We start from the raw sequence: 26,013 nt of genomic DNA, 5'->3' as shown, positions 1-26,013 counted from the left end.
GCCGTATCGCGGCCTTTAATCCCGCGACCCGCCTAGACGCGTCAATGGCAGAACCGCGCGTACCCGGCGGACGCGAGTCCGAACTCGAACTCGCCTGTGGCGAGGTCATCGACACGCACGACGACCTCCACATGGGGATTCGGGCGCTCGACTGCGCCTGCGGCGAGACTCACGCCGTCGTCCTCGGCGCGCACCCCCTCTCGCGTTTCGTCCCCGAGTTCCTGGTCGAGATCCTCACCGAGACGGTCGAACCGGCCGACGACCACGACGAGTTCACGACGGCGCACCTGATGGGCGTCGTCATGGAGGAGTTCCCCGAGGAGGTCGCCGTCGCCGACGCCGCCGACGACGGCGCGGTCGGCTTCTCGATGGCGTGGGTCACCGACTTCGACTCCCGCCGGCTCCACGAGATCGTCGTGGAGCTCATCGTCGAACTGATGGAACACGCCGTCAGCCACAGCGAGGACGACGACGTGATGTCGGAGTTCGAGGCGCAGATGCTGGAGTTCGACGTCGAGGCGTTCGTCGACCAGTACCGCGCCGAGCGGAACTTCGACGACCGACACGACTCGGCGGTCTGAGTCGCGTCCGAGGAGACGTTTCCCGGAAGTCCCGCGAGCGAAGCGAGGTCGCTATGCTAACTCGAATGTCGAGCGGGTGACCGCGAGACGAAGCGAGGGCGCTACGCGACCGTCTCCCCACCGCGGCTATTTCTATCTCGCAGTCCAACCGTCGGCAATGCGCCTGCGCCCGGTCGCTCTCGCGGCCCTGTTCGTGCTGGCCGGCTGTAGCGGGTTCGCCGCCAGCGACCGGACGGAAGCGGTGACGCCGGCGCCGGTCCCCGACGCGGAGCCGGGAGCCACCGGCGTTCCGGGGTTGACGAACGACAGCGTGAATCCCGCGATCCTCGCACAAGCCCATCGGAACGCGCTCGATGACCAGTCGTACACGCTGACGGTCCACTGGGACGCGAGCGGCCGGGAGTGGGAGACGCGGCTCGGCGTCGAGGACGAGCGTCGCTATCGCTATCTGAGCACGCAGACGACGGGCGCGTACAGCGATCGGCTCTTCGTCGAGGGCGACGTTCGCTACAGCCGCCACCGGCGGCCGCTGGGCATCCAGTACCGTCGGAATCGGTCGGTCCCCGCGAGCGAGCGTTTCGGCCATCACACTGGGCGACTCGTCGAGACGTATCTCCCGACCGGTCCCGTGGCCGTGCGACAGCTGGGGGGCGGGTATCTGGTCGTCGCCGACCGCGCGCCCGCGACCTTCGACCGCGTGCGCAACTACACCGTCCGCGCTACCGTCGCGTCGAGCGGGTGGGTGCGGACGTTCTCGGTCCGCTATTTCGACCCGTATCAAGACGTCTCCGTGCGCTATCGCTTCGAGTACAGCGCCATCGGCGAGACGACCGTCGAACGGCCGGCGTGGGTCGAAGAGCGCTGGCCCGACGATTTCGGCCGTGAGACGGCGACGCCCGCGATGTCTGACGACGGGTGACGGGCTCGGCCGCTCGCCATCCGGTGATTTGCGCTAAAACGCGGTCTGACGGCTGTCTGACGGTGATATATGGTGTTCGGGGTGTTGTAGTACTACATGGCCATACGCCGTGGCGAGTTCGAGCGCATCCGGTCGGTGCTCGACGAGGCCGACGCCGACGGGCCGTTCACGGCCCGGGAGATTCTGGACCTGTTGGCCGAGCACGACGAGGACTTCGACAGCGCGCACCGCGTCGCGACGGTGCTCGGACGGCGCGCAGGGACGGACGAGGTCGAGGTCATCGAGGGCCGACCGTACCGCTATCGGGTCAGCGAACTCGGCAACTGAGCGGCCCCGCGGCCGCCCGGGCGCGTGAGTGTCTCCCGTGTGACTCTCTCGCATTACGATATTCGAAATCCGGCTTCGAGACTCGTACATTTTCGCCGGGTTTATTACGATGTGTCGGCTCGGGTCGGGTAATGACAGACGAGGAAGACCGCACTATCCTGCTCATCGGGAGTGGCCCGATAAAGATCGGACAGGCCGCCGAGTTCGACTACTCCGGTGCACAGGCCTGCCGGGCGCTCCAGGAAGAGGGCGCGCGCGTGGTCCTGGTCAACTCCAACCCGGCGACCATCATGACCGACCCGGAGATGGCCGATAAGGTGTACCTCGAACCCATCAACACCGAGGCCATCACCGAGATCATCCGCAAGGAGAACCCCGACGGCGTCATCGCCGGGCTGGGCGGCCAGACCGGCCTGAACGTCACGGCCGAACTCGCCGAGGAAGGCGTCTTAGAGGAGTACGACGTGGACGTGATGGGCACGCCGCTCGACACCATCTACGCCACGGAGGACCGCGACCTCTTCCGCCAGCGCATGAAGGACATCGACGAACCGGTGTGTGCGTCGACGACCATCTCGCTCGACGACGACGAGTCCGTAACCGACTTCGACGAGGAGACGTTCCGGCAGAAGGTCCAAGACGCCGTCGACGAGGTCGGCGGCCTGCCGGTCATCTCCCGCACCACCTACACGCTCGGCGGCTCCGGGTCCGGCGTCGTCGACGACTTCGAGGAACTCGTCGAGCGCGTCCGCAAGGGGCTTCGCCTCTCCCGCAACGGCGAAGTCCTGATTACGGAGTCCATCGAGGGCTGGGTCGAACTGGAGTACGAGGTGATGCGCGACGCCGACGACTCGTGTATCATCATCTGCAACATGGAGAACATCGACCCGATGGGCATCCACACCGGCGAGTCCACCGTCGTCACGCCCTCGCAGGTCATCCCCGACGAGGGCCACCAGGAGATGCGCGACTCCGCGCTGAAGGTCATCCGCGAACTCGGTATCGAGGGCGGCTGTAACATCCAGCACGCCTGGCGCGACGACGGCACGCCCGGCGGGGAATACAGGGTGGTCGAGGTGAACCCGCGCGTCTCCCGTTCTTCCGCGCTGGCATCGAAGGCGACGGGGTACCCCATCGCCCGCGTGACCGCGAAGGTCGCCATGGGCAAGCGCCTCCACGAGATCACGAACGAGATCACCGGCGAGACCACGGCGGCGTTCGAACCCGCCATCGACTACGTCGTCACGAAGGTCCCGCGCTGGCCAATCGACAAGTTCCGCGATACGGACTTCGAGCTCTCGACGGCGATGAAGTCGACCGGCGAGGCGATGTCCATCGGCCGGACGTTCCCCGAGAGCCTGTTGAAGGCGCTTCGCTCCTCGGAGTACGACCCCGCCGTGGACTTCGCTGAACTCGACGACGAGGAACTCGAGACGGGATATCTCGTCCGCGCCTCGCCCGACCGCCCGTACGCCATCTTCGAGGCGTTCACGCGCGGTTACACCGTCGAGGAGATCGTCGACCTGACCGACATCGAGGAGTGGTACGTCGAGCGCTTCGAGGAGATCACCGACGCCGCCGAGGCCGCGATGGACGGCGACTACGAGACGGCCGCACAGGCCGGCTTCACCGACCAGGAGATCACGGCGCTCGCCGGCGGCGAGTTCAACGACACCCACGTCTCGTGGCTTCCCGCCAGCCTCGACGCCGACGACGGCGACGAGGCGGAAGTGGAGGCGGCGACAGACGGCTCCGGCGTCACGGTCGACACCGTCGAGAGCGAGACGACCCACCGCGACTACAAGCTCGTCGACACCTGCGCCGGCGAGTTCGAGGCGACGACGCCGTACTACTACTCGACGCGCGACCCGGTCTCGGGCATCGACCGCAATGAGCTCCAGGTCGACCCCGACGTCGAGAGCGTCGTCGTGGTCGGCGGCGGCCCCATCCGCATCGGACAGGGCGTCGAGTTCGACTACTGCTCGGTCCACGCCGTGCGCGCCCTGCGCGAGATGGGCATCGACGCCCACGTCGTCAACAACAACCCCGAGACCGTCTCGACGGACTACGACACCTCCGACGGCCTGTTCTTCGAACCAGTCACCGCGGAGGAGGTCGCCGACGTGGTCGAATCGACCGGTGCCGATGGCGTGATGGTCCAGTTCGGCGGCCAGACCTCCGTCGACATCGGCGAACCGCTGGAGGACGAACTCCAGCGTCGCGGCCTCGACTGCGAGATCCTCGGCACGAGCGTCGAGGCGATGGACCTGGCGGAGGACCGCGACCGCTTCAACCAGCTGATGGGCGATCTCGGCATCGCACAGGCCGAGGGCGGCACCGCCACCAGCAAGGACGAGGCGCTCGACCTGGCCCACGATATCGGCTATCCCGTCCTCGTCCGCCCGTCGTACGTCCTCGGCGGCCGCGCGATGGACGTCGTCTACAACGACGACGACTTGGAGACCTACATCGAGGAAGCAGTTCGCGTCTCGCCCGACAAGCCCATCCTCGTCGACGAGTTCCTCGCCGACGCGGTGGAACTGGACGTCGACGCCGTCGCCGACGAGGAGAGCGTGCTCATCGGCGGCGTGATGGAACACGTCGAGACGGCCGGGGTCCACTCCGGCGACTCGGCGTGTATGATCCCGCCTCGCTCCCAGGAGATCAAGGACGTGATGCCGCGCATCCGCGAGGTCACCGAGCAGATCGCCGACGCGCTCGACACCGTCGGCCTGCTGAACGTCCAGCTGGCCGTGCGCGACGGCGAGGTCTACGTGCTGGAGGCGAACCCGCGCTCTTCGAGAACGGTGCCGTTCATCTCGAAGACGACGGGCGTCCCCATCGCCAAGCTCGCCGCGCAGGTGATGGCCGGCACGTCGCTCGCGGAACTCGACGTGCAGGAGCAGATCCCCGAGCAGGTCTCGGTCAAGGAGGTCGTTCTGCCGTTCGACCGCCTGCCGGGGTCGGACCCGCGCCTCGGCCCGGAGATGAAGTCCACGGGCGAGGTCATGGGCACCGCCGGCTCGTTCGGTAAGGCCTACCAGAAGGCCCAGATGAGCGTCGGCAAGCCGGTCCCGCTCTCGGGCACCGCCATCGTCGACCTGCCCGTCCTCGGCTACGAGGAGCACTTCGACGTGAAGGACTTGGACGACTACGAGGACACCGAGGCCGTCATCGAGGCCATCCAGGGCGGCGAGGTGGACCTCGTCGTCTCCCGCGACCGCGACGTGCTCGAAGCCTGCGTCGAGGAGACGGTGACGTACTTCTCGACCATCGAGAGCGCCGAGGCCGCGCTGGAGGCGATCAACTCCGACGACCAACCGCTCGCGGTGCAGGCCATCGGCGACCGCCCGAAGACCGCCCGCAAGTGGGGCGACGAGTAACGCTCGCGTCGCCGCGCTGATTCCGTCGGTTCGTCGCCCGCTCTCCGTCGCCGGTTTCGGCGTTTGCCTGCCGCACGTTTACGTGGGGCTCCGCCCAACTCCGGGCGTATGTCCGACGACCACGACCGGATCGCGGTCGACTTCGACAACACGCTCAGCGCCGGCGAGCGGGGATACGTCGACGAGGAGCCGGAGGAACCCGACGAGGAGATGGTACAGTGGGTCAACGAGCGGTACGCCGACGGCGACACGATAATCGTCTGGACGGCCCGGCCCTGGGAGGCCGCGGCGAGGACGGTCGCCCGGCTCACCGAGTGGGGCGTCGACTGGCACGGCATCCGCATGGAGAAGGGCAACGCAGACGTCTACGTCGACGACAAGGGCGCGACCCCGAGCGAGGAGCTGCTGGACGACGGATACGACGGCGACGGCGAGGTAGACGGCGACGAACACGAAGACGGCCGACACGACGACGCCAGCGACAGCTGACCGGTCGTTCGGCCGGTAGTGACTCAGACCGAACACCCGTTGAGCCACGGCAGTATCGGTTCGCGGCCAAACAGCTACGGTCCGGCCGGTCGTCGGTATCGAGCATGCGTTTCGCCATCTTCGGGGCCGGCGGCGTCGGCGGCTACCTCGGCGCACGACTGGCCGACGCCGGTCACGAGGTCCACCTGATCGCCCGCGGTGCCCACCTCGATGCGCTACGGACTGACGGCCTCACCGTCGAGAGCGTCGCCGGCGACACCGCGGTCGAACTGCCCGCGACGGACGACCCGGCCGACGTCGGGTCCGTCGACTACGTGCTGCTCTGCGTGAAGGCCCACGACACGCGCGAGGCCGCGGCCGACCTCGCACCGCTCCTCGGAGCGGACACCGCCGTCGTCTCCTTCCAGAACGGCGTCGACAACGAGCGGTGGCTCGCCGACGCGATCGGCGAGGCTCACGTCGTCGGCGGCGTCGCCTACATCTTCTCGACCATCGCCGAGCCGGGCGTCGTCGAACACACCGGCGGGCCGGCCCGGTTCGTCTACGGCGAACTGGACGGCGAGCGCACCGATCGCATCAGGGCGCTCGACGACGCCCTCCGCTCCTGTGCGGGCGTCGAGGCGGTCCTCGCGGACGATATCCGAAGCGAACTGTGGCGGAAGTTCGCGTTCATCTGCGCCCACTCGGGAATGACCGCAGCGACGCGTCTGCCCGTCGGCGACATCCGCGACGCCGAGGAGTCGTGGCGGATGTACCGACGCATCGTCGAGGAGGTGTGTGCGGTCGCCCGCGCGAACGACGTAGCGCTTCCCGACGACACCGCCGCGGAGTGGATCGAGTTCGCCGAGGACCTCGACGCGGACTCGTACTCCTCTCTGCACTACGACCTGACCCACGAGAAGCCGATAGAGCTCGACGCGCTGAACGCGGCCGTCGCTCGTCACGCCGAGGGGACCGACGTCGATGTGCCGATGAACGAGGCCGTCACGGCCGTCCTCCGGCCGTGGGCCGACCGATTCGCGGACGGCTGATTGGCGTTATATCGGGTCGCGCTCCCTGAAGTAGTGCGCCCCTCGCTACTCACGGCTCGCGTTGCTCACCGTTCTGGTTCGCGGTTCTCACTCGCTGTGCTCGCTCCGAACCGCGCTACTGCTCCGCGGTTCCCTTCGGTCACCGCTTCGCTTCGAGGGCCGCTCCTTGCAGTCGCGCCCCTCGCTACTGCTCACGGCTATCGCCGCTCGCATTGAACGAGGCCCCTCCCTTCGGTCGGCGCCTCGCTATTCCCCTGCCATCCCGAGCACGTCGTCGAAGAAGCCGAGCGAGTCGTGCGGGCCGGGGTTGGCCTCGGGGTGGTACTGACGCGTGATGATGTCCAGCTCGTCGTTCTCCAGTCCCTCGGGGGTGTCGTCGTTGACGTTGACCTGCGTCACGTCGAGTTTGTCGCCGGGTTCGGCGACGGTGTAGCCGTGGTTCTGGGTCGTCATCACGACCTTGTTCGTCCGGAGGTCGCGCACCGGCTGGTTGACCCCGCGGTGGCCGAACTCCATCTTCGAGGTCTCGCCGCCCAGCGCGTTGGCGACGACCTGCTGGCCGAGGCAGATGCCCGCGAGCGGCACGTCGCCGACGTAGGTCTCGACGAGCTCGCCGGTCTGTTCGAAGTTCTCGGGGTCGCCGGGGCCGTTCGAGATGAACAGCAGGTCGGGGTCGACGGCCGCCACGTCGTCCTCGCTCGCGTCGTAGGGGAAGACGTGGACGGCGGCGTCGCGTTCGACCAGGGACTCGACGATGGAGCCCTTCGCGCCGCAGTCGACCAGCGCGACGGTCGCGCCGTCGCCGTCGGCGTTGTGTGTCTCGACCTCGTCGACGGAGACCTGCGCGCCGATGTCGGTGTGGTCGGACATGTGCTTGCACTGGCGCAGTTCTTCGAGCGCGTCCTCCTCGGTCGCGTCGGGACCGGCGGCGATGCCGCACTTCATCGCCCCCTCGTCGCGGATCTCGGTGACGATGTCGCGCGTGTCGAGGTGGTCGACGGCGGGCACGCCCTCGCTCTCGAGCCACTCGGCCACGTCGTCGGTGAGCTCGCGGGCGACGGCCCCGCGCGGGTGGACGCGGTCGGACTCGAAGCGCTCCTCGCGGACGCCGTAGTTGCCGATGAGCGGGTACGAGAACGTGAGGATCTGCTCCTCGTAGGACGGGTCGGTCAGACTCTCCTCGTAGCCGGTGTACGCGGTCGTGAACACGATTTCGCCACGCGTCGTGCCCGGCGCGCGGGAGCGGGCTTCGATGACGCGTTCGCCTTCCAGTGCTACGTATGCGTCTGTCATTACGAGATGCGTACAGTATTCCGGTTCATAAGGGTTACTTTCGAAGCCGAGTTACGATTTTCGTAATCCTCAAGTTCGGGAGGTGAGAAGGGTCCAATCTCGATGGACGAACTGGACAGCGAGATACTCTCGATACTCCGACGGGACGCCCGCACGCCCTATACGGAGATCGCGGACCAGATCGGCACGTCCGAGGGGACCGTCCGGAACCGCGTCGAGCGACTCGTCGAGGACGGCGTCATCGAGCGCTTCACCGTCGCTACTCGCACCGGGAACGTCAAGTCGATGGTCGAGGTCGGCGTCGACGTCGACGTCGACACGTCGGCCGTCACCGACCGCATCGCCGAGTGGCCGTCGGTCGACTTCGTCTGGCAGGTCTCCGGTGAGGAGGACATCGTCGTGGTCGTCGACGCCGCCGACACCGGCGCGGTGAACGACCTCATCACGCGGGCGCGGGAGCTAGACGAGGTCGTGAGCACGAAGACGAGGTTAATATTGGACGAGCGAGTCGGGTGAGAAGCGAGGCGCCGACCGAAGGGAGGGGCCTCGGATGGTGAACGGCGAAGCCGTGAACGCCAGTGAATCGACGAGCGAACCGATATTCGCCGAGTGGGGTTAATCCTCGACGAACGCGTCGGCTGATCCGATGGGAAGCGACGCGCGAACCGCACGACGATGACCTCGCCGGCGTTCGGCGACATTCATATGTCCGGCGGCAGTAAGGCGACTATGCAGCTCGCTCCGTTCTCCGGCGATCTCGCCTCGACGTACGCGCAACTCGTCGAGACCGGAGCGGAGTTCGTCATCGTCGCGGTCGTCCTGTACGCCGTCGGGCGACTGCTCGTGGTCCCGGCCATCCGATGGGGACTGGCGCGGTCGCGCATCGACAAGACGCTCGAGAGCGCCCTCGGGAGCCTGTCGCATCTCGTCGTGGTCGTCCTCGCGGTCGTCGTCGCGGCGAGGGTGGCCGGCTTCCAGGGGGCGCTGGCCGGATCGACGCTGGTCGCGGCGGGGGTCACGATCGCCGTCGGGCTGGCCGCACAGGACGTTCTGGGGAACTTCGTCTCGGGGGCGTTCATCGTCACCGACCCGGACCTCAACGTCGGCGACACCATCGAGTGGGCGGGCAAGCAGGGCGTCATCGTCGACATCGACCTGCGGGTGACGCGGGTTCGCACCCCCGACAACGAGGTGGTGGTCGTCCCGAACAACGACCTGGCGACGAGCGCGGTGACGAACCGCACCGCGACCGGGCCGGTCGGCATCTCCTACCAGTTCGGCGTCGACTACACGACCGACCTAGACGAGATAGAGGCGCTCATCGTCAGCGTCGCCCGAGACGTGGACCACGTCGCCGAGAACCCGGAGCCGAACGTCGCCGTCGACGAACTCACGGACGACGCCGTCGTGGTGACCGGCCGTATCTGGATCCCGAACAACCGTCGGAACCGACTGCCGGCGGTCCGATCGGCGTTCATCCGCGGCGTCCACGAGGCCTGTCGGACGGCGGGTATCGACCTCAGTACGACGACTCAACACCAAATCGGCGGCGAACTCGCGGTGAGAGAGCGGGACCCCGGCGACGAGCGAGACGGTAGCGCCGGCCCGTGAGTCGGTTCGGCGGCGTCAGCGACCGGCGTCGCCGGTGAGCCGGTCCAGGAGGTGAATCGCGCCGCCCTTCGAGAGTGGGTCGTTGGCGTTGCCGCAGTGCGGGGACTGGACGCAGGCCGGACAGCCGGTCTCGCAGTCACACGACCGGAGCATCGACAGCGTGGTGTCCATCAGTGAGCCGACGTCGTGGTAACCCGCCCGCGTCAGGCCGATGCCGCCGGGGTAGCCGTCGTAGACGAAGATCGTCGGCGCGTCGGTGTGTGGGTGATGCGGCGTCGAGAGACCGCCGACGTCGCCGCGGTCACAGAGGTACTCGAAGGGGAACATCGAAATCATCGCGTGCTCGGCGGCGTGGATGGCACCGGGGAAGTCGCCCGCCGCGGCCGCCGTCTCACCCCCGCCGTTCGCCCCGACCGCTTCGCCTCCGCCGTCCCCATCGCTCACCGCCGCTCCCTCGTACGCTCCGCGGAGAATCTCGTCTTCGAGGGCCGCCGGAACGGTGTGATACAGCGCCTTCGTCTCCAGGGTCGTCTCCGGCAGATCGAGCGAGCGCTGACCCAGCACCTCGCCCGACGAGCCGTCGCGGCGCTCGTAGCCCGTGATCTGCTTTCGCATCGTCACCGAGGCGAAGCGGACGGGCACGTCCTCGCGGGCCGGCAAAGGGCGCTCCTGTAAGTCGGCCTCGACGGTGATGGTCTTGTCGTGGCGGACGCGCGTGTAGTAGTTCGCCCACGTCCGGTCGAGTTCGGCGACCCCAGTCGCGAGGTCGAGATCGGTCACCTCGTAGCGCCGCCCCTGATGGTGGTAGATAGCGCCCGGATGGGCGTCGCGCAGGGCGTCCTCGAAGGGGAGTTTCGCGATGACGTCGCCCTTCGCCACCAGTTTCACCTCGCGGTCGTCCACCGTCCGAAGGCTCATCTCGTGGTGCGGGCGACCGTTCGAGGTCCAGCGGACGCCTTTGTCCGTATTCCGGCGGTCGAGTTTCCCAGCCGATTCGAGGTCGGCGACCACGTCCGGAAACGTCGCACCGAAGTGTCGGTCGTCGTCGGCCGAGAGCCAGTTCTCGCCGGCGGCCGCCTGCACGTGGTCGGGGAGCAACTGCTCGTTCTCGGGGTTCGTGACGGCGCGTTCGGCTTCTCTCTCGAACAGCGTCGACGGGTTCCGGAGTACGTACTGGTCGAGCTGGTCCTCGCCGCCGACGAGGACGACGAGCGCCGGGTCGGTGCCGCGCCCGGCGCGACCGGCCTGCTGGAACGCCCGCATCCGCGTGCCGGGATAGCCGTCGAGCACGACGGCGTCCAGTCCGCCCACGTCGACGCCGAGTTCCAGCGCGCTGGTCGACCAGACCCCCCGGAGGTCGCCCGATTGGAGGCGGGTTTCGAGGTCGCGGCGCTGGTCGTCGGTGAGCGCCGCCTGATACGCGCCGATCCGGTCTGCGAGGTCGTGGTGACCTCTGTCGCGCAACTCGTCGGCGCTGTCGCTGGCGTAGCGCTCGGCAGTCTGTCGGGACCCGGCGAAGACGACGGTCTGGAGACCACGGGAGACGAGGTCCACGAACAGGCGCTTCGTCTCGACGTGGCTGGATTTCCGGCGGCCGCTCCCCCATCCTTCCCCGCCCTCGTATTCGGGCGGATTCCAGAGCAGCCAGTGCCGCGGGCCGCTGGCGCTCGTGTCTTCGTCCACGAGCGCGAACGACGACTCGGGCTGATTCGTGACCGCCGCCGCGTGCTCGACGGGGTTGCCGATAGTCGCCGAGCAGCAAACCCACTCGGGGTCGCTGTCGAAGCGCTCGGTGATTCGTGCGAGCCGGCGCATGACCAGCGAGACGTGGCCGCCGAAGACGCCGCGGTAGCCGTGGACCTCGTCGATGACGACTGTCTCCAGTCGCTGGAAGAACCAGTCCCAGAGGCGGTGGGCGTGGGGCAGGATGCCGTAGTGGAGCATGTCCGGCGTCGTCAGGAGGACGGTGGGCTGGCGCTCTCGGACGGCCTCCTTCTCGGATTTCGATTGCCGGCCGGTGTACTGGGCCACTGAGACGCCCGAGGCGAACCCGAGGCCCTGTGCCAACTCGGAGAGCGTCTCGGTCTGGTCGTTGATGAGCGCGACCTGCGGGGCGATATAGAGCGTCGTCGCACGCCGGTCCAGCGCCCGCTCGAAGGCGGGGACGGTGTAGGCCAGGCTCTTGCCGCTCGCCGTCTCCGTGGCGAGGACGACGTTCCGCCCGTCCCTGACGGCGTCGATGGCCTTCGTCTGATGGGCGTAGAGGTCCGTGATTCCCTCGTCGGCCAGCACGCCCGCCAGTCGCGAATCGAGGTCGCAGTCGGCGACGGTGGCCTCGCGGCCGGGGACCGTCCGCTCGTCGGCGATCTGGCCCTCGTAGTAGGTCCGGTCCCGAAGCCACGCGATGGTGTCGTCCACGGGCGGACTACGCCGTGAGCGGCTATCGGTCTTGCCGTTCCTGACGCACGCGCTCCGACCGGGACTTCCGCTCATCGTAGTCCGGCAGGGCGGCCACCGCCTCGGGAAGCCCCTCGATGTCGGTGACGGTGGTTCGCCCCGACTCGACGCGCGGGACACCCTCGCCTTCGACGGCGACGAGGCGGCGCGCGGCCGCGACGACGGACTGGTTCGCGTCGCCCGCGTCGCCGGCGAGCACGGCGGCGTCGGCCTCGCGGGCCAGTTCGCTCGCCCGTTCCCGCGAATGCTCGTCCACGCCGGCGAACGGCGGGACGGTGACGGCCTCGCAGTCGAGTTCGGTCGCGCGCTCGGCGGCGGCGTCACCGGCCGGGACGACGCCGACGCTGACCGTGAGACCGGCCGCGACGAGGCGGGCGACGGCCGCCGCCGCCTGCGTCCCGGTGCCGACGACGTGGACGTGTGCGTCCACGGGGTCGCGGTCGGCGAGCGGCGTCACCAGCGGCGCGTCGAACCCGGGTTGGCCGGTGACGAGCGTCTCGGCGTCGAAGGCGTCGCCGAGCGTCTCCGTCGTGAGTACGTCCCGGGGAGCGCCCGCCGCCCGCACCTCGCCGTCCGCGAGCAAGACGAGTTCGTCGCAGTACCGCGCGGCGAGGTTCAGGTCGTGGATGGCGGCGACGGCCGTCTTCCCCTCGGCGACGAGCGACGACGCCAGTTCGAGGGTGCGGACGGCGTGGTTGATGTCGAGGTTCGCCGTCGGCTCGTCGAGCAGGAGCACCGGCGTCGCCTGTGCGAGGGCGCGCGCGAGCAGGACGCGCTGGCGCTCGCCGCCCGACAGCGATGTGACCGCCCGGTCGGCGAACCGCGCGACTTCGGCCCGCTCCATCGCCGCCTGCACCGCTTCGCGGTCGGCCTCGTCCGCGCGGTCGAACCGCCCGAGATGGGGCGTCCGCCCCATCTCGACGGCCTGCTCGACGGTGAACTCGAAGGAGAGCGTCGTCGTCTGGGGCGTGCTGGCGACCAACTGGCTCACCGCCCGCGCCGAGAGGTCGGCGAGCCGTTCGCCGGCGACGCGCACCGCGCCCTCGTCGGGGGTGAGCGTCGCGCGCAGGGTCCGCAACACCGTCGTCTTGCCCGCGCCGTTCGGCCCGACGAGGCCGACGAGCGAGCCGCAGTCGACGGCGAGGTCGACGCCCGAGAGGATCCGCTGACCGCCGAGCTCGACCGACAGGCCGGAGGCGTCGATCATGGGGTCCGCGCTCTCGTCGCCCGCGTCGCCCGCGAAGGAGTGAGCGAAGTCGTCGGTCACAGCTCGTGCACCTCCCGCTTCCGGAGCAAGTAGAGGAAGAAGGGCGCGCCGAGCGCGGCGGTGAGGATGCCCACGGGCACCTCGGCGGCCCCCGAGCGAGCGACGGTGTCGGTGGCGACGAGGAACGACGCGCCCGCGAGCGCCGCCGTCGGGAGCAGGATGCGGTGGTCCGGGCCGACCACGAGTCGCATGACGTGGGGGACGATGAGGCCGACGAAGCCGATGACGCCCGTGACGGCGACGCCCGCGGCCGTGACGAGCGAGGAGAAGGCCAGCAGCAGGCGCTTGGTCCGCTCGACGTCGATACCGAGGCTCTGTGCGTCCTCCTCGCCGAGCAGGAGGACGTTCAGGTCCCGCGCGTAGGCGAGCAGGCCGACGAAGGGGAGCGCGACCAGCAGGAGGGTCGTCCACACCTCCGGCCACGTCGCGCCCTTGAGGTGGCCCATGAGCCAGAACAGCGCCCGGCGGATGCTCTCGCCGCTGTGGAGCAGGAGGAAGGAGACGACCGCGCCGAGGAACGTCTGGACGGCGACCCCAGCCAAGAGAAGCGTCGCCACGGGCGTGCGGCCGTTCTGCGTGGCAATGAGGTAGACGCCAAAGGCCGCGACCAGCGCGCCCGCGAAGGCCGCCCCGCGCAGGCCGAGGCCGAACGGGAACGCCATCGGCGCGACGATGAACCCCACCGCGCCGACCGCCGCGCCCGAGGAGACGCCGATGATGGAGGGGTCGGCCATCGGATTCCGGAAGATGCCCTGCATGATGGTGCCCGCCGCCGCGAGCGAGAAGCCGACGACGGCCCCTAAGAGGATACGGGGGAGCCGGACCTGCAACACGATCTGGCGCTGTAAGTCCTCGACGGGGAACCGAAACAGAGGACGGGTGGTCACGTCGAGCGTCGTCCCCGAGACGTCGACGGCCGTCGGGACGACGATCGCCTCTAAGAGGACCTTCGCCACCGCCGCCGGCGGAATCCACACCGGGCCGATGCCGGCGCTCACGGTGACGACGAGCGCCAGCAGCGCCGCGAGCGCGAGCGACCACGAGACGACGCGTCCCCCTGTACGCATGGCTGCAAGGTCACTTGCAGTAGGTAAATATTTATTGTTCCTCCTCCCGGGACCAGACGATGCGACGATTCGCCACGCTGTTCGTTGGATTGCTGTTGCTCGTCTCGACCGCGGGCGTCGCGCCGGCGACCGCCGCGAGTGCGCAGACGACGGACGTACAGTGCACGTTCCCGGTGACGCTGACCGACGCGACGGGGACCGAGATAACCATTGAGGAACGCCCCGAGCGGGTGGTGACGACCAATCCCTCGGCCGCCCAGACCATGTGGGAGATCGGCGGCCGCGACCAGGTGGTCGGCCTCACGCAGTACGCCTCCTATCTGGAGGGTGCCGATAGCCGGACCAACGTCTCGGCCGGCTTCGGCGTGAACGTCGAGAAAGTCGTCGGCGCGAACCCCGATCTCGTCATCGCGCCGAACGCCAGCGCGGGCGACGTGCAGGCGCTCCGGGACGCGGGGCTGACTGTGTATCACCTGCCCGCGGCGACCAGTATCGAGGACATCAGCGAGAAGACGACGACCGTCGGCCGACTGACCGGCAACTGCGAGGGCGCGGCCGAGGCCAACGCGTGGATGAACGCCAACGTCGACGCCGTCGAGAACGTCTCGGCCGAAGTGGAGGAACGTCCGAAAGTGCTGTACGCGATGGGTGGCGGTTACGTCGCCGCGAACGGGACGTTCATCGACGCGTTGTTCGAGACAGTTGGGGCCGACAACGTCGCCGCGCGCGACTACACCGACTATCTGAAACTGAGCGACGAGGTGCTGTTACAACTCGACCCCGAGGTGCTCGTCGTCACCGAGGAGATGACGGGCCTCGTGAATCAGGAGCCGTACGCCAGCACGACCGCGGGCGAGACGAACAGCACCGTCGTCTTACAGACGCGCGACCTAAATCAGCCGGCCCCGCGGAGCGTCGTCAACGCCGTCCACAACCTGTCGAGCCAGCTCTACCCCGAGCGGTACGACGAGGGTAGCTACGTTCCGCGGTCGGCCGTGACGACGGGGACCGACGACTCGACGGCGAGTTCGACGGAGACGGGGGCGTCGCCATCGACGAGTGCGGTGGACTCCGGCACGAACTCGCCGGCGTCAACGACGGGCGGAGACGGATCCGGGTTTACCGCGGTCGCGGCGCTCCTCGCGGTCGTCGCCGCAGCGGCGATGGCCCGCGGCCGAGCGTGATCATATATTGATTAGACGAGGAGGAATAAAATTTTACTACTATAGCTCGAACCGATATTAGAATCCCACGTATATCCCGGTTTCCTGTCCATAACTGCTGACTCGTCAGGGTCCCTCGCGGTAACTACAGCGTAAATTTGCGCAAAATTTTTTGTTTAGCACCATATCCATCACGATAGACCATTTGTGATCTCGCATGACTGACACCAACCGAACGCTCTCCGACGTCCTGTCCCGCCGCAACCTGATGCAAACCGTCGCCGGTCTCGGTGCCGCCTCCGTAGCCGGCTGTTCCGGCCTCACCGGCGGTGACGGCGGTGACGGCGGCGACGGCGGGTCCGTAGACCCGGTACAGGAACGCGAAACCGTCGAACCGGGTGACATCAAGGAAGGCGGGACGTTCAAGACGGCTATCGGAGAGAACCCCGACACCTTCGACTACGTCGAGAGCACGTCCGCGTCGGCCACCATACTGCACAACCTCCTCTACGAGGGGATGGTGACGACCGACGCCGCCGGGAAGTTGTACCCGTGGCTGGCGGAGTCCTACGAGCAGGTCGCGGTCAACGACGTCACGGCCGCCGACTACACGTCGTACATGTCGTCGGCGCAGTACGCCGAGACCGACGACGGAGCCGTCTACATCGACACGGACGCGCAGGTCATCATCGAGAGCCCCGACAACCCCAACAGCCCCTCCGCCGGCGACGAGGCGCAAGTCTTGACTCCGAAGGAGGCCACACAGGCTGTCTCCGACGGGACCTTCGGGATGCACTACACGTTCCAGCTCCACGAGGGCATCAAGTTCCACGACGGCGAGGAACTGACCGCACCGAACGTCGTCGCCTCCTACGAGCGCGTCCAGAACTCCGGCCTCTCGGGGCAGATCTACGACTCCCTGTTGGACATCCAGGCCAACGGCGACTACACCGTCGAGCTGTACATGCAGCTCCCGGACGCCGCCGCCATCCGCGAACTCGGCGGGCTCCCGGTGTACCCGACGAAGATGACCGACCTCGAACTCGGACAGATGGACCCGCGACAGGGCAACACCCCGCTCGGGACTGGGATGTTCAAGCTGAAGGAGTTCAACAACGAGGAGTACGTCCTCTTCGAGAAGAACGAGAACTACTGGTTCGACACGGGGATGAAAGACTGGTTCGAGGGCCCCTCGGAGTTCCCGAACGGCCCGGTCGTCGACGAGGTCGACGTGGCCATCATCGGGTCGGACTCCCAGCGCGCGGCCGCCCTCGAGAGCGGCGAGATCGACATGAGCTACGGGCTGACCGCGAGCACGCTCACGAACTACCAGCAGGCCGAGGACTACCGCACCGCGCCGACCAACGGGGCCGGCTACACGTTCCTGCAGTTCCCGGTCAGACAGGAACCCTGGACCAACGCGAAGATCCGCCGGGCCGCGAACAAGCTCATCCCGCGCCAGAGCATCTCGGAGAACATCTTCCAGGGCTGGGAGGAACCCGCGTGGGTCCCGCTCCCGCCGCTGGCGGCCAGGACCGGCTCGACCGACTACGAGGCGATGGTCGAGAACCTCAAGAGCTACAACACCTACGAGCCGGAGGCCGCCGCCGAATTGGCCGAGGAGGCCGCGGGCGAGGCCGACGTCGAGTTCCCCATCGAGGTGACCTTAGAGACCAACTCCGACAACGACGACCGCGTTCGGACCGTCGAACTCATCGCCGAGTCGATGAGCCAGGAGATAGACGGCACGCAGTACTTCGACGTGAGCGTCAACACGAAGGAGTTCCTCACCTTCATCAGTCAGCTCCTCTCGACGGACTACTGGAAGCAGGGGAAACTGGCGTTCATCGGTCTCTCCGGCGGGTTCAACCCGCACGGCTACGCCAAGTCGGTCCACAGCCCGCAGAACTTCGCGCAGTGCTGTAACTTCCAGAACATCGACATCGAGGAGCTCAACCAGGCGATGGAGCAGGCCCGATACGGCCCCGAGGTCGCACAGGACCCCGAGCTCCGACGCGAGCGCTACGAGAAGGTCTGGAAGATGATCTTAGAGGAGAACGCCAACTCCTACGGGACCCACAGCACGCTCGTCGGCGTCGTGAACAACGACGTCAAGGGGTTCAACACCTATCCGAGCACGCAGGACATCATCGGCTACGCGATGTACAACCCGGCCGACCAGCAGATAACGTACCTCGACCGGTAATCGCAGTCCACGAACCATGAGTCTGCGACGTTTCATCGCCAAACGCGTTCTGCTCATCTTCCCCATACTGTTCGGTGTCTCGGTCATCACGTTCGCGCTCGTCCAGATCACGCCGGGCGATCCCATCGACGTGGTGGTGGCGCTGAACCCCGACATCTCGCCCGCCGAGGAGGCGCGGCTCCGGGCCAGATACGGCCTGAACGACCCGATATGGGTGCAGTACTTCGAGTGGCTCGGCGGCGTCCTGCAGGGGGACTTCGGCCGGGTCATCAGCACCGACCGCGCCGTCAGCACGGTCATCGTGAACCGCCTCCCCGAGACCGTCGCCCTTGGCCTGTTCGGCTGGGTGTTCGCCGTCGTCATCGCCGTCCCGACCGGCATCTACGCCGCGGTGCGGAAGGACGAACTGGGCGACCACGTCAGCCGCTTCGTCGCGCTGTCGGGCATCTCGATCCCGAACTTCTGGCTGGGGCTGATGCTGATCCTCATCGGCGCGCTGACGCTGAACCTCTGGCCCGTGCTCGCCCCGCGAAAGCCGCTGTACGCTCCGGAGATGCTCTGGTATCTCCTGCTTCCGGGCATCACCATCGGCACCGCCTCGGCGTCGACGCTGATGCGCATCATGCGCTCGTCGATGGCCGAAGAGATGAACAAGGAGTACGTCACCGCCGCGCGAGCGAAGGGGCTGCCCGAGCGGACGGTCGTCCTGAAACACGTCCTGCGGAACTCGCTCATCTCGGTGACCACCGTCGCCGCCTTCCTGACCGCGAGCATCGTCTCGGGGTCGGTCGTCGTCGAGACGGTGTTCGGCTGGCCGGGACTGGGACGCTCGCTCATCAGCGCCGTCTCGAACCGAGAGATCGACCTCATCCTGGGGATCACCCTGTTCATCGGGGTCGCCATCATCCTGGCGAACCTGGTGGCCGATATCCTCTATGCGGTACTGGACCCGCGGATACGATACGACTAACTATGTCTACAGAACGAGGACGCATCCGAGTCTCCGGATTCGACACCGACCGAGTGACCGAACGAGCGGAGCTATCAGACTGGTCCGAAGCGACGACCGGCGGGACGGAGAGCCGCTGGCGGAGAGCGTTGCGACGCTTCAGACAGAATCGGGTCGCCATGCTCGGCGTCTACGTCGTCGTGGCGATGTCCCTGCTGTCGCTGTTCGCGCGACCCGTCGTCGTCGCGGGTATTCCCGTCCAGCCGTTCTCGCTGGCTCCCTACGACCCGGGACAGATCCTGTATCTCGAACCCGGCTCGACCGTCGGCCGGTACGACCCGCCGACGCTCGCGCACCCGATGGGGACCGACGCCTCGGGTCGGGACCTGTTCTCGCGGGTGCTGGTCGGCGGTCGGTACAGCCTCTCCATCGGCTTCGTCGTCGTCGGCATCACGGCCACCATCGGCATGATCTACGGGGCCGTCGCCGGCTACTACGGCGGCTGGGTGGACGAGATACTGATGCGGTTCGTCGACGTCATCTTCGCGTTCCCCGGCCTCGTGCTGGCGCTGGTCATCGTCGCCCTGCTCGGCGGCGGCTACTGGCAGCTGGTCATCGCCTTCGTCGTCCCCGGCTGGGCCGGCTACGCCCGCCTCATCCGCGGGGAGATACTCTCCGTGAAGGAGAACGAGTACGTCTTGGCCGCGCGGGCGCTGGGCGCGCGCGACCGCTCGGTCATCTTCAGGCACATCGTCCCGAACGCCATCGCGCCGCTCATCGTGCAGGCGTCGCTCTCCATCGGGACCGTCGTCATCGGCGTGGCGGCGCTGGGCTTCCTCGGGTTGGGCTTCGAACCGGGCACCCCCGAGTGGGGGACGATGCTCGACCAGACCCGAGAGACCCTCGTGCAGGGTCCCGGCGGCTCCATCCCGTGGTGGGCGACGGTGTTCCCCGGCGGGGCCATCTTCCTGTTCGTGATGGCGATGAACATGATCGGCGACGGCGTCAACGACGCGCTGGACGCCCAGGAAGTCGACAGCGTTCAACAGGGAGGCGGCGGATGACCCTGCTGGAGGTCAACGACCTCACGGTGAACTTCTACACCGAGGAAGGAGTCGTGACCGCCGTCGACGACCTCTCCTACCGCATCGAGAGCGGGGAGACGTTCGGCGTCGTCGGCGAGAGCGGGGCCGGGAAGTCGGTCACCGCCCTCTCGCTGATGCGCCTCATCGAGAGCCCGGGCCGCATCGAGAGCGGCGAGATCATCTTCCAGGGCGAGGACCTCTTGGAGATGAGCGACTCGGAGATCCGGGACGTGCGCGGCAACAAGATCGCCATGATATTCCAGGACGCACAGACCGCGCTCAACCCGGTCTACAGCGTCGGCGACCAGATCGCGGAGGCGATCCGTCACCACCTCGACTACGGCGACGGCGAGGCCCGCGAACGGACCGTGCAACTGCTGGACCGCGTCGGCATCCCCGACGCCGAGAGCCGCTACGACGACTACCCTCACGAGTTCTCCGGTGGGATGCAACAGCGGGCGGTCATCGCGATGGCGCTGTCCTGCGACCCGGACCTGCTCATCGCGGACGAGCCGACGACGGCGCTGGACGTCACGACGGAGGCGAAGATACTCGACGAGATACAGGACCTCGCCGAGGAGTTCGACGCCGCCATCCAGCTCATCACCCACGACCTCGGCGTCGTGGCGAAGATCTGCGAGCGCGTGATGGTGATGTATGCGGGCCGGCCGGTCGAGAAGGCGGGCGTCGAGGACCTCTACTACGACCCGAAACACCCCTACACGGTCGGCCTGATGAGCTCGATTCCGCGCATCGGCGACGAGCGCGACCGACTCCAGACCATCCCCGGGACGATGCCGGACCTCGTGGACGTGCCGCCGGGGTGTTCGTTCCACCCGCGGTGTCCCTACGCCGAGGAGTCCTGTACCCGGAAGGAGCCGCCGCTGGTGGACCCCGAGACGGGCGACCCGGCGACGATAGCGGACGAGCGGGCCGCCGCGTGTCTCGCCTACACCGGCGACTTAGACGGCGAACTCGACTACGAGGTGACCGTCGAGGGCGAAGACCTCGACCGCATCGAGGGGGGACGGGATGTCCAGTAACGACCCCATCCTCCGCGTCGAGGGACTGAAGAAGTACTACGACTCCAGCAGCGGCTTCATCGACTCCTTGCTCGGGGGCGAACAGAAGGTCAAGGCCGTCGACGGCGTCGACCTCGAACTCCGCGAGGGGGAGACCCTCGGCGTCGTCGGCGAGAGCGGCTGCGGGAAGACGACGCTCGGCCGCGCGATCCTGCGGCTGACCGAACCCACGGACGGGTCCGTGTACTACCGCGGCGACGACCTGACCGAGATGGGGTCGGGGAAGCTTCGGGACCTCCGGAAGGACTTACAGTACATCTTCCAGGACCCGTTCGCCAGCCTCAACCCGCGACTGACCGTCGGCGACATCATCGGCGAACCGCTCGACATCCACGACATCGCCGAGGGCGAGGCGCGCGAACAGCGCATCTACGACTTACTGGAGACGGTCGGACTGAACTCCAGTCACTCCCATCGCTACCCCCACGAGTTCTCCGGCGGCCAGCGCCAGCGCATCGGCATCGCCCGGGCGCTGGCCGTGGACCCGGAGGTCATCATCTGCGACGAGCCCGTCTCGGCGCTGGACGTCTCCGTCCAGGCCCAGATCCTCAACCTCCTCGAAGAGCTACAGGACGAGTACGGCCTCTCGTACGTCTTCATCGCCCACGACCTGAGCGTCGTCGAACACATCTCCGACCGCATCGCGGTGATGTACCTGGGCGAGCTCGCGGAAGTCGGGACGACCAGGGAGATATTCGACCCGCCGTACCACCCCTATACGGAGGCGCTGCTGTCGGCGGTGCCGGAACCGGACCCGCTCTGGGAGGGCGAGCAGATATTCCTCCCCGGGACGGTCCCGTCGCCGCTGGATCCGCCGTCGGGCTGCCGGTTTCACACCCGCTGTCCGAAGGTCATCCAACCGGCTGAGTACAACCTCGAACAGGACGTGTGGCGCTCGGTGATGGACCTGAAACTGCGGGCGGCCGACGCCGACGACGTCGACTCGGTGACGGCCGTGACGGAGGGCGACGAGGCCGACGATCCGACGCGGGCCTCGCGGGCCGAACTCGGTCGGCTGGTCCGCGAGGAGTTCGGCCTGCCGGAGCGACTGGCCGACCCCGACGCCGAGGAGGCGGTCTCCGCCGGCATCGACAGGCTCCACGACGACGGCGTCGAGGCCGCGGCCGACCACCTCGACGCGGCGTTCACCTCGCCCTGCGAGACGACCCATCCCGACCAGATCCCAACCGGCGACGGCGACAGCCACCGAATCGCCTGCCTGCTGTACGACGACGAGTACCGCGACCGCGGCGAGGACGGTGCGGCCGGCGGCGCGTACGCCGACGACTGACCGGTGAAGGCTTTCACCGGACGGTACCTATCGATACCAATGCGACGCATCTACGACTCCCACGCGCTCAAGCGCGACGACGACGATTCGTTCGCCCCGCGCGAGCGCCGCGGCGACGACGCGACGCCGGCGGCGATGCGGTCGGTCCCTGGCGAGACGCTGAGCCGCCTGCTCGTCCCCGAGTGGCTCCGCGACCGCGCGCTCTCCGTCGCCGTCGAGACGCCGCGGGACACCTACCAATCGGGCACGGACGTCCCCGTTCGCGTGACGCTGAAGAACGCGTTTCCGATTCCGATCACCGTTCGGACGCCCACGCCCCGCCTGTGGACATGGGACGTAGATGGCCACCCCGAAGCGTCGAAGGTGCCCGCCGACCTGCCCGAGGAAGAGCGCGTCTTCTCGTTCGACCGCGGCGAGCGAAAGCGGTTCACCCGTCGCTGGTCGCAGTCGTTCAAAGTCAGCGAGACGGAGTGGGAACCGGTCGGTCCCGGCGAGTACGCCATCGGCGCGTCGCTCTCCGTCCCCGACGCGGCCGAGAAAGGGTTAGCCGCCGAGACGACGGTCCGAATCGAGGAACCATGACGGCGCAAGATGTCCTCCGCCGCGCCGAGAGGAGCACCCATGTCTGAGGGACCGTCGCCGCTTTCGCGGCTCCGCGATCCCGAGCACACCGGCGAGAACCGCTGTCTCCCCTGTACCGCCGTCAACCTCGTCATCGCCGCCGCGCTGTCGGGGCTGGCGGCGCTGGTCGCGGTCGAGCTCGCCGCCGCCGTCGCCGTCGCCGCCGTCGCGGCCATCGCCCTGCGAGGGTACCTCGTGCCGGGAACGCCGCGGCTCACGAAGCGGTACCTCCCCGGGCGCGCCCTCCGAGCGTTCGGGAAAGACGCTCCGCCCGCCGAACCCGACGACTTCGACACGTTGGAGAAGGTCAGGAACCACCGGGAGAACGCCGTCGACGCCGACGCGTTTCTGGCCGAGGAGGGAGTCGTCACCGGCGACGGTGAGGCCCGCGAACTCACCGACGGGTTCGCCGCCGCCGTCGGCGACCGACTGGACGCTCACGCGGGGGGTGCCAACCTGCGCGACCCGCTCGCGAGCGTGTTCGAAGTCGAACCCGACGAGGTGACGATCGAGCGCGGCGACCACCCGTCCGTGACCGTCGGCAAGCGCATCCGCGAGTGGCCCTCTCAGAGCGCCCTCCGGGTCGACGTGGCCGCACACGAGGCGTTGACCGAGTGGACCGACCGCTGGCTGGACGTGCCGCTCGAACAGCGCGTGAACATGCTGGAGACGATCCGTTCTCGCTGGCCGGTGTGCCCGGCCTGCGGCGGGCGAGTCGAGAGTGCCAGCGAGGTGCAGACCTCCTGCTGTGGCGTCCACGAGGTGCTCGCCGTCGCCTGCGTCGACTGCGGAGAACGGCTCGCGGAACTCGATCCGACGACCCATGCCGGTCGGCTCGTGAGTTAACGGCGCGGCGCTTCGCGCGGCCGGATTCCGTCCACTTTTCAGAGCACCTACCGACATCAGCCTCCGGCGCTCGGCTTCGGAGCCGTCCGCCACTCGTGACCGTCGCGCTTTCGGCGTCGGACCTTGCGGAACCACGGGGCCGTTTGTACCCCTAATCGGGAGCGGGAGACGAGGCGTACATGTTAATGGGTAGCACTTTTCATACAACGTACTACAACTTGCTTGCAGTTTCAGCCACAATCAGTATCGACCACGGCGGGAACCAGTTAGTGCGGTACTGCGGGCCAACTGCTATGACTAATGGAAACCAGGACCGGACGCCCGAACAGGGCGACGGGCACGACAGTGGAATCACGGGCGACCAGAACCGACGTTCGGTGCTCAAGACGCTCACCGCCGCCGGACTCGCGGGAGCCGGTATCACAGGTGCCACCGGCTCGGCCGCCGCGAACAACGGCAAGGGTCGCGGTAACGGGCCACCTGAGGGAGTCGGTGAGGCGCTCGAAGAGATAGAGATAGACACCACCGTCTACGCCGAGGAAGACGGCGCCAACTTCGACGCGGGCGACGAACTGGGGACGTTCTCTGGCGTCCTCGAAGTCAGCGAGGCGGAGGTCGTCGACCCCGTCGACCTCGCCGGGAGCGACGGCGACGCCCTGACAGCGGTCGACCTCACCGAGGGAGAACTGGAAGGGACGTTCGACTCGTCCGTCGCCGGTCTCCCGAGCGGCGAGGTCGAGCGGTCGTGGTCCGGGTCACCGCTGCTGCAGATTCTGGACATCCTCAGCCCGGACGACGCCGGCGAGTGCCCCGTCTTGGATCTCGAACTCGGGCCGCTGTTCCTCGACCTCCTCGGTCTGGAAGTGTCGCTCTCCGAGATCACGCTCGACCTCACCGCCGTGGCCGGTTCCGGAAACCTGCTCGGGAACCTGCTCTGTGCGGTCGCGGGGCTTCTGGACCCGTAGTCGGCCGACCGACCCCCATTTTTTGACGGCGACGAGATGCTCTCGCGGACCTCGACCGACCCGTCAGCGGCTCGCTCTATATCGACGCGCGCGCGACGCATGACTGGGGAGTAGCCAAACTTTCAAGCCGATAGCCGCTGCCGAAAGCGTATGGCAAAGCGTATTCTCGTCCCCGTGGACGGGTCCGATCAGGCCAGCGCGGCCGCGACGTTCGTCGCCGAGAACTACCCGGACGCGGCCGTCGTCTTCCTCCACGTCATCAACCCGGCCGAGGCGGGCTACAGCGCGCAGGCCTCTGTCCCCTCTTTCTCCGAGGAGTGGTACCAACAGAAGAAGTCGGCGGCCGAGACGCTGTTCGACGACCTCGAAGCCGAAGCCCGCGAGAACGGCGTCGAGGCGGTAGAGCGCGTCCTGGAGGTCGGCCGTCCGACCAAGACCATCGTCGAGTACGCCGAGGACCACGACGTCGACCAGATCGTGATGGGGAGTCACGGCCGGTCGGGCGTCTCGCGGATTCTGCTCGGAAGCGTCGCCGAGACGGTCGTCCGGCGGGCGTCGGTCCCCGTGACCGTCATCCGCTGACGGCAGAGCGAGCGCGAGGACTGTCGCGATTACGCGTGAGAAATCACGGCTGTATTGCCGCGGTTACGCGTGAGAAATCACGGCTGCCCTGCCGTGATTACGCGTGCCGCACGATGTGCACGTCGTACTGCGGGTCCTCCGAGACCGGTGCGCCGACGCTCGACACGGGACTGGAGACGCGACCCGCGTTCTCGCTGCCGACGAACACGATGGAGGCCTCCACCTCGTTCGCCACCGAGCGGATCGTCCGGACCACGTCCGTCGTGACCGACGCCATCTCGCTGACGGCCTCGGGGACTTCGTAGCGGAACTCGGCGTCGGGAGCTACCTCTGCGACCCGGTCGCGGAGTCGGTCGGCGATAGTTTCGGGGTCGAAGGGGTCGTCGGCACTGAGCCAGCCGCGCTCTAACGCGTAGTCCGGTTCGTCGGGGACGACCGCGAGTGCCAGTACGTCCTCGCCGGTGTACCCCGCGAACTCCGTCGCGCGTTCGAGGGCCGCTTCCGAGAGGTCCGAACCGTCGTAAGGGACGAGCAACGTCATGTCCGGTGTTTCGCCGGAGAGTGTTAAAAAAGATAGTCCCTGCTCGCCGTCGCCCGCTTGGGGCCTCGTCGACTACCCCTCTCCGGACCCATAATTATCACTAATGTTTCTTTGAGGGCTCTTCCCTGCCGCTATGGCACCCATCTACATGCCGAATCGAGTTCACAGAGCAGATGACACGTCGTAAACCGGGAAGAGACGATAGTTACTGAATCGAATATCCCGCACTATCTATAGTAATACGATATCAACCCTGA

General features: G+C 67.6%; 23 protein-coding genes. 18 read left to right on the top strand and 5 right to left on the bottom strand.

Annotated elements, in window-relative coordinates; translation table 11 throughout:
- Positions 1-44: 44 nt before the first annotated feature.
- The 6 genes from GO488_RS10790 to GO488_RS10765 all read left to right on the top strand — a co-directional run bounded on the left by GO488_RS10790 (position 45) and on the right by GO488_RS10765 (position 6,730).
- The gene (locus GO488_RS10790) at positions 45-581 is read left to right on the top strand and encodes a DUF5815 family protein (RefSeq protein WP_162317832.1); all 537 of its coding nucleotides are present in this window, start codon (positions 45-47) and stop codon (positions 579-581) included.
- 157 nt (positions 582-738) lie between these two features.
- Positions 739-1,500, top strand: a complete 762-nt coding sequence (locus tag GO488_RS10785; protein WP_162317831.1) for a hypothetical protein — start codon at positions 739-741, stop codon at positions 1,498-1,500.
- A 96-nt stretch (positions 1,501-1,596) separates the two neighbouring features.
- Complete coding sequence (locus GO488_RS10780; protein WP_162317830.1) at positions 1,597-1,827, top strand: hypothetical protein; 231 nt, start codon at positions 1,597-1,599, stop codon at positions 1,825-1,827.
- Between the two features lie 131 nt (positions 1,828-1,958).
- Complete coding sequence (carB, locus tag GO488_RS10775) at positions 1,959-5,210, top strand: carbamoyl-phosphate synthase large subunit (protein ID WP_162317829.1); 3,252 nt, start codon at positions 1,959-1,961, stop codon at positions 5,208-5,210.
- A gap of 108 nt (positions 5,211-5,318) precedes the next feature.
- Positions 5,319-5,699: a hypothetical protein gene (locus tag GO488_RS10770; RefSeq protein WP_162317828.1), complete on the top strand. Its 381-nt coding sequence runs from the start codon at positions 5,319-5,321 to the stop codon at positions 5,697-5,699.
- 104 nt (positions 5,700-5,803) lie between these two features.
- Positions 5,804-6,730 carry a 2-dehydropantoate 2-reductase gene (locus GO488_RS10765; RefSeq protein ID WP_162317827.1) on the top strand — a complete coding sequence of 309 codons (927 nt, stop codon included), beginning with the start codon at positions 5,804-5,806 and terminating at the stop codon, positions 6,728-6,730.
- A gap of 246 nt (positions 6,731-6,976) precedes the next feature.
- Here the strand turns inward: GO488_RS10765 and carA are convergent, their stop codons facing one another.
- Complete coding sequence (carA, locus tag GO488_RS10760; RefSeq protein ID WP_162317826.1) at positions 6,977-8,023, bottom strand: glutamine-hydrolyzing carbamoyl-phosphate synthase small subunit; 1,047 nt, start codon at positions 8,021-8,023, stop codon at positions 6,977-6,979.
- Positions 8,024-8,125: 102 nt separating this feature from the next.
- Here carA and GO488_RS10755 point away from each other — a divergent pair, with 102 nt between their 5' ends.
- Together GO488_RS10755 and GO488_RS10750 are read left to right on the top strand one after the other, a co-directional pair.
- Entirely contained in the window at positions 8,126-8,539 is a 414-nt protein-coding gene (locus GO488_RS10755) for an Lrp/AsnC family transcriptional regulator (RefSeq protein ID WP_162317825.1), read from the top strand.
- Between the two features lie 213 nt (positions 8,540-8,752).
- Positions 8,753-9,634, top strand: a complete 882-nt coding sequence (locus GO488_RS10750; RefSeq protein WP_162317824.1) for a mechanosensitive ion channel family protein — start codon at positions 8,753-8,755, stop codon at positions 9,632-9,634.
- A gap of 15 nt (positions 9,635-9,649) precedes the next feature.
- Here the strand turns inward: GO488_RS10750 and GO488_RS10745 are convergent, their stop codons facing one another.
- The 3 genes from GO488_RS10745 to btuC are packed head-to-tail and all read right to left on the bottom strand — an operon-like array spanning position 9,650 to position 14,425.
- Entirely contained in the window at positions 9,650-12,052 is a 2,403-nt protein-coding gene (locus GO488_RS10745; protein WP_162317823.1) for a DEAD/DEAH box helicase, read from the bottom strand.
- Positions 12,053-12,074: 22 nt separating this feature from the next.
- Positions 12,075-13,298, bottom strand: a complete 1,224-nt coding sequence (locus tag GO488_RS10740; RefSeq protein ID WP_162318633.1) for a heme ABC transporter ATP-binding protein — start codon at positions 13,296-13,298, stop codon at positions 12,075-12,077.
- 56 nt (positions 13,299-13,354) lie between these two features.
- Positions 13,355-14,425, bottom strand: a complete 1,071-nt coding sequence (btuC, locus tag GO488_RS10735) for a vitamin B12 ABC transporter permease BtuC (protein WP_162317822.1) — start codon at positions 14,423-14,425, stop codon at positions 13,355-13,357.
- Between the two features lie 59 nt (positions 14,426-14,484).
- Between btuC and GO488_RS10730 the strand changes: the two genes are divergently transcribed.
- From GO488_RS10730 to GO488_RS10685, 10 genes are all read left to right on the top strand, one after another.
- On the top strand, positions 14,485-15,609 hold the full coding sequence (locus GO488_RS10730) for a PGF-CTERM-anchored ABC transporter substrate-binding protein (RefSeq protein WP_162317821.1): 1,125 nt from the start codon (positions 14,485-14,487) through the stop codon (positions 15,607-15,609).
- Positions 15,610-15,805: 196 nt separating this feature from the next.
- A complete protein-coding gene (locus tag GO488_RS10725) occupies positions 15,806-17,794 on the top strand; it encodes an ABC transporter substrate-binding protein (RefSeq protein ID WP_241692928.1) in 1,989 nt (662 codons plus the stop codon).
- Positions 17,795-17,810: 16 nt separating this feature from the next.
- Positions 17,811-18,764, top strand: a complete 954-nt coding sequence (locus GO488_RS10720) for an ABC transporter permease (protein ID WP_162317820.1) — start codon at positions 17,811-17,813, stop codon at positions 18,762-18,764.
- 2 nt (positions 18,765-18,766) lie between these two features.
- The gene (locus GO488_RS10715) at positions 18,767-19,807 is read left to right on the top strand and encodes an ABC transporter permease (protein ID WP_162317819.1); all 1,041 of its coding nucleotides are present in this window, start codon (positions 18,767-18,769) and stop codon (positions 19,805-19,807) included.
- Positions 19,804-20,871 carry an ABC transporter ATP-binding protein gene (locus tag GO488_RS10710; protein ID WP_162317818.1) on the top strand — a complete coding sequence of 356 codons (1,068 nt, stop codon included), beginning with the start codon at positions 19,804-19,806 and terminating at the stop codon, positions 20,869-20,871. Before GO488_RS10715 ends, GO488_RS10710 begins: the two co-directional genes overlap by 4 nt.
- Positions 20,861-22,201, top strand: a complete 1,341-nt coding sequence (locus GO488_RS10705) for an ABC transporter ATP-binding protein (RefSeq protein ID WP_162317817.1) — start codon at positions 20,861-20,863, stop codon at positions 22,199-22,201. Before GO488_RS10710 ends, GO488_RS10705 begins: the two co-directional genes overlap by 11 nt.
- A 39-nt stretch (positions 22,202-22,240) precedes the next feature.
- The gene (locus GO488_RS10700; protein ID WP_162317816.1) at positions 22,241-22,783 is read left to right on the top strand and encodes a DUF7974 family protein; all 543 of its coding nucleotides are present in this window, start codon (positions 22,241-22,243) and stop codon (positions 22,781-22,783) included.
- Between the two features lie 39 nt (positions 22,784-22,822).
- Positions 22,823-23,668, top strand: coding sequence for a DUF8054 domain-containing protein (locus GO488_RS10695; protein WP_162317815.1), 846 nt, complete (start codon positions 22,823-22,825; stop codon positions 23,666-23,668).
- Positions 23,669-23,961: 293 nt separating this feature from the next.
- The gene (locus GO488_RS10690; RefSeq protein WP_162317814.1) at positions 23,962-24,633 is read left to right on the top strand and encodes a hypothetical protein; all 672 of its coding nucleotides are present in this window, start codon (positions 23,962-23,964) and stop codon (positions 24,631-24,633) included.
- 150 nt (positions 24,634-24,783) lie between these two features.
- Positions 24,784-25,215 (top strand): universal stress protein, encoded by a 432-nt coding sequence (locus tag GO488_RS10685; protein ID WP_162317813.1) that lies wholly within the window; start codon positions 24,784-24,786, stop codon positions 25,213-25,215.
- A 97-nt stretch (positions 25,216-25,312) separates the two neighbouring features.
- Here GO488_RS10685 and GO488_RS10680 read toward each other — a convergent pair whose 3' ends face one another.
- Positions 25,313-25,756, bottom strand: coding sequence for a universal stress protein (locus GO488_RS10680; RefSeq protein WP_162317812.1), 444 nt, complete (start codon positions 25,754-25,756; stop codon positions 25,313-25,315).
- Positions 25,757-26,013 lie beyond the last annotated feature (257 nt).

It is taken from the genome of Haloarcula limicola (assembly GCF_010119205.1).
GTDB lineage: Archaea > Halobacteriota > Halobacteria > Halobacteriales > Haloarculaceae > Haloarcula > Haloarcula limicola.
This window is presented reverse-complemented; position numbering and strand designations above follow the sequence as displayed.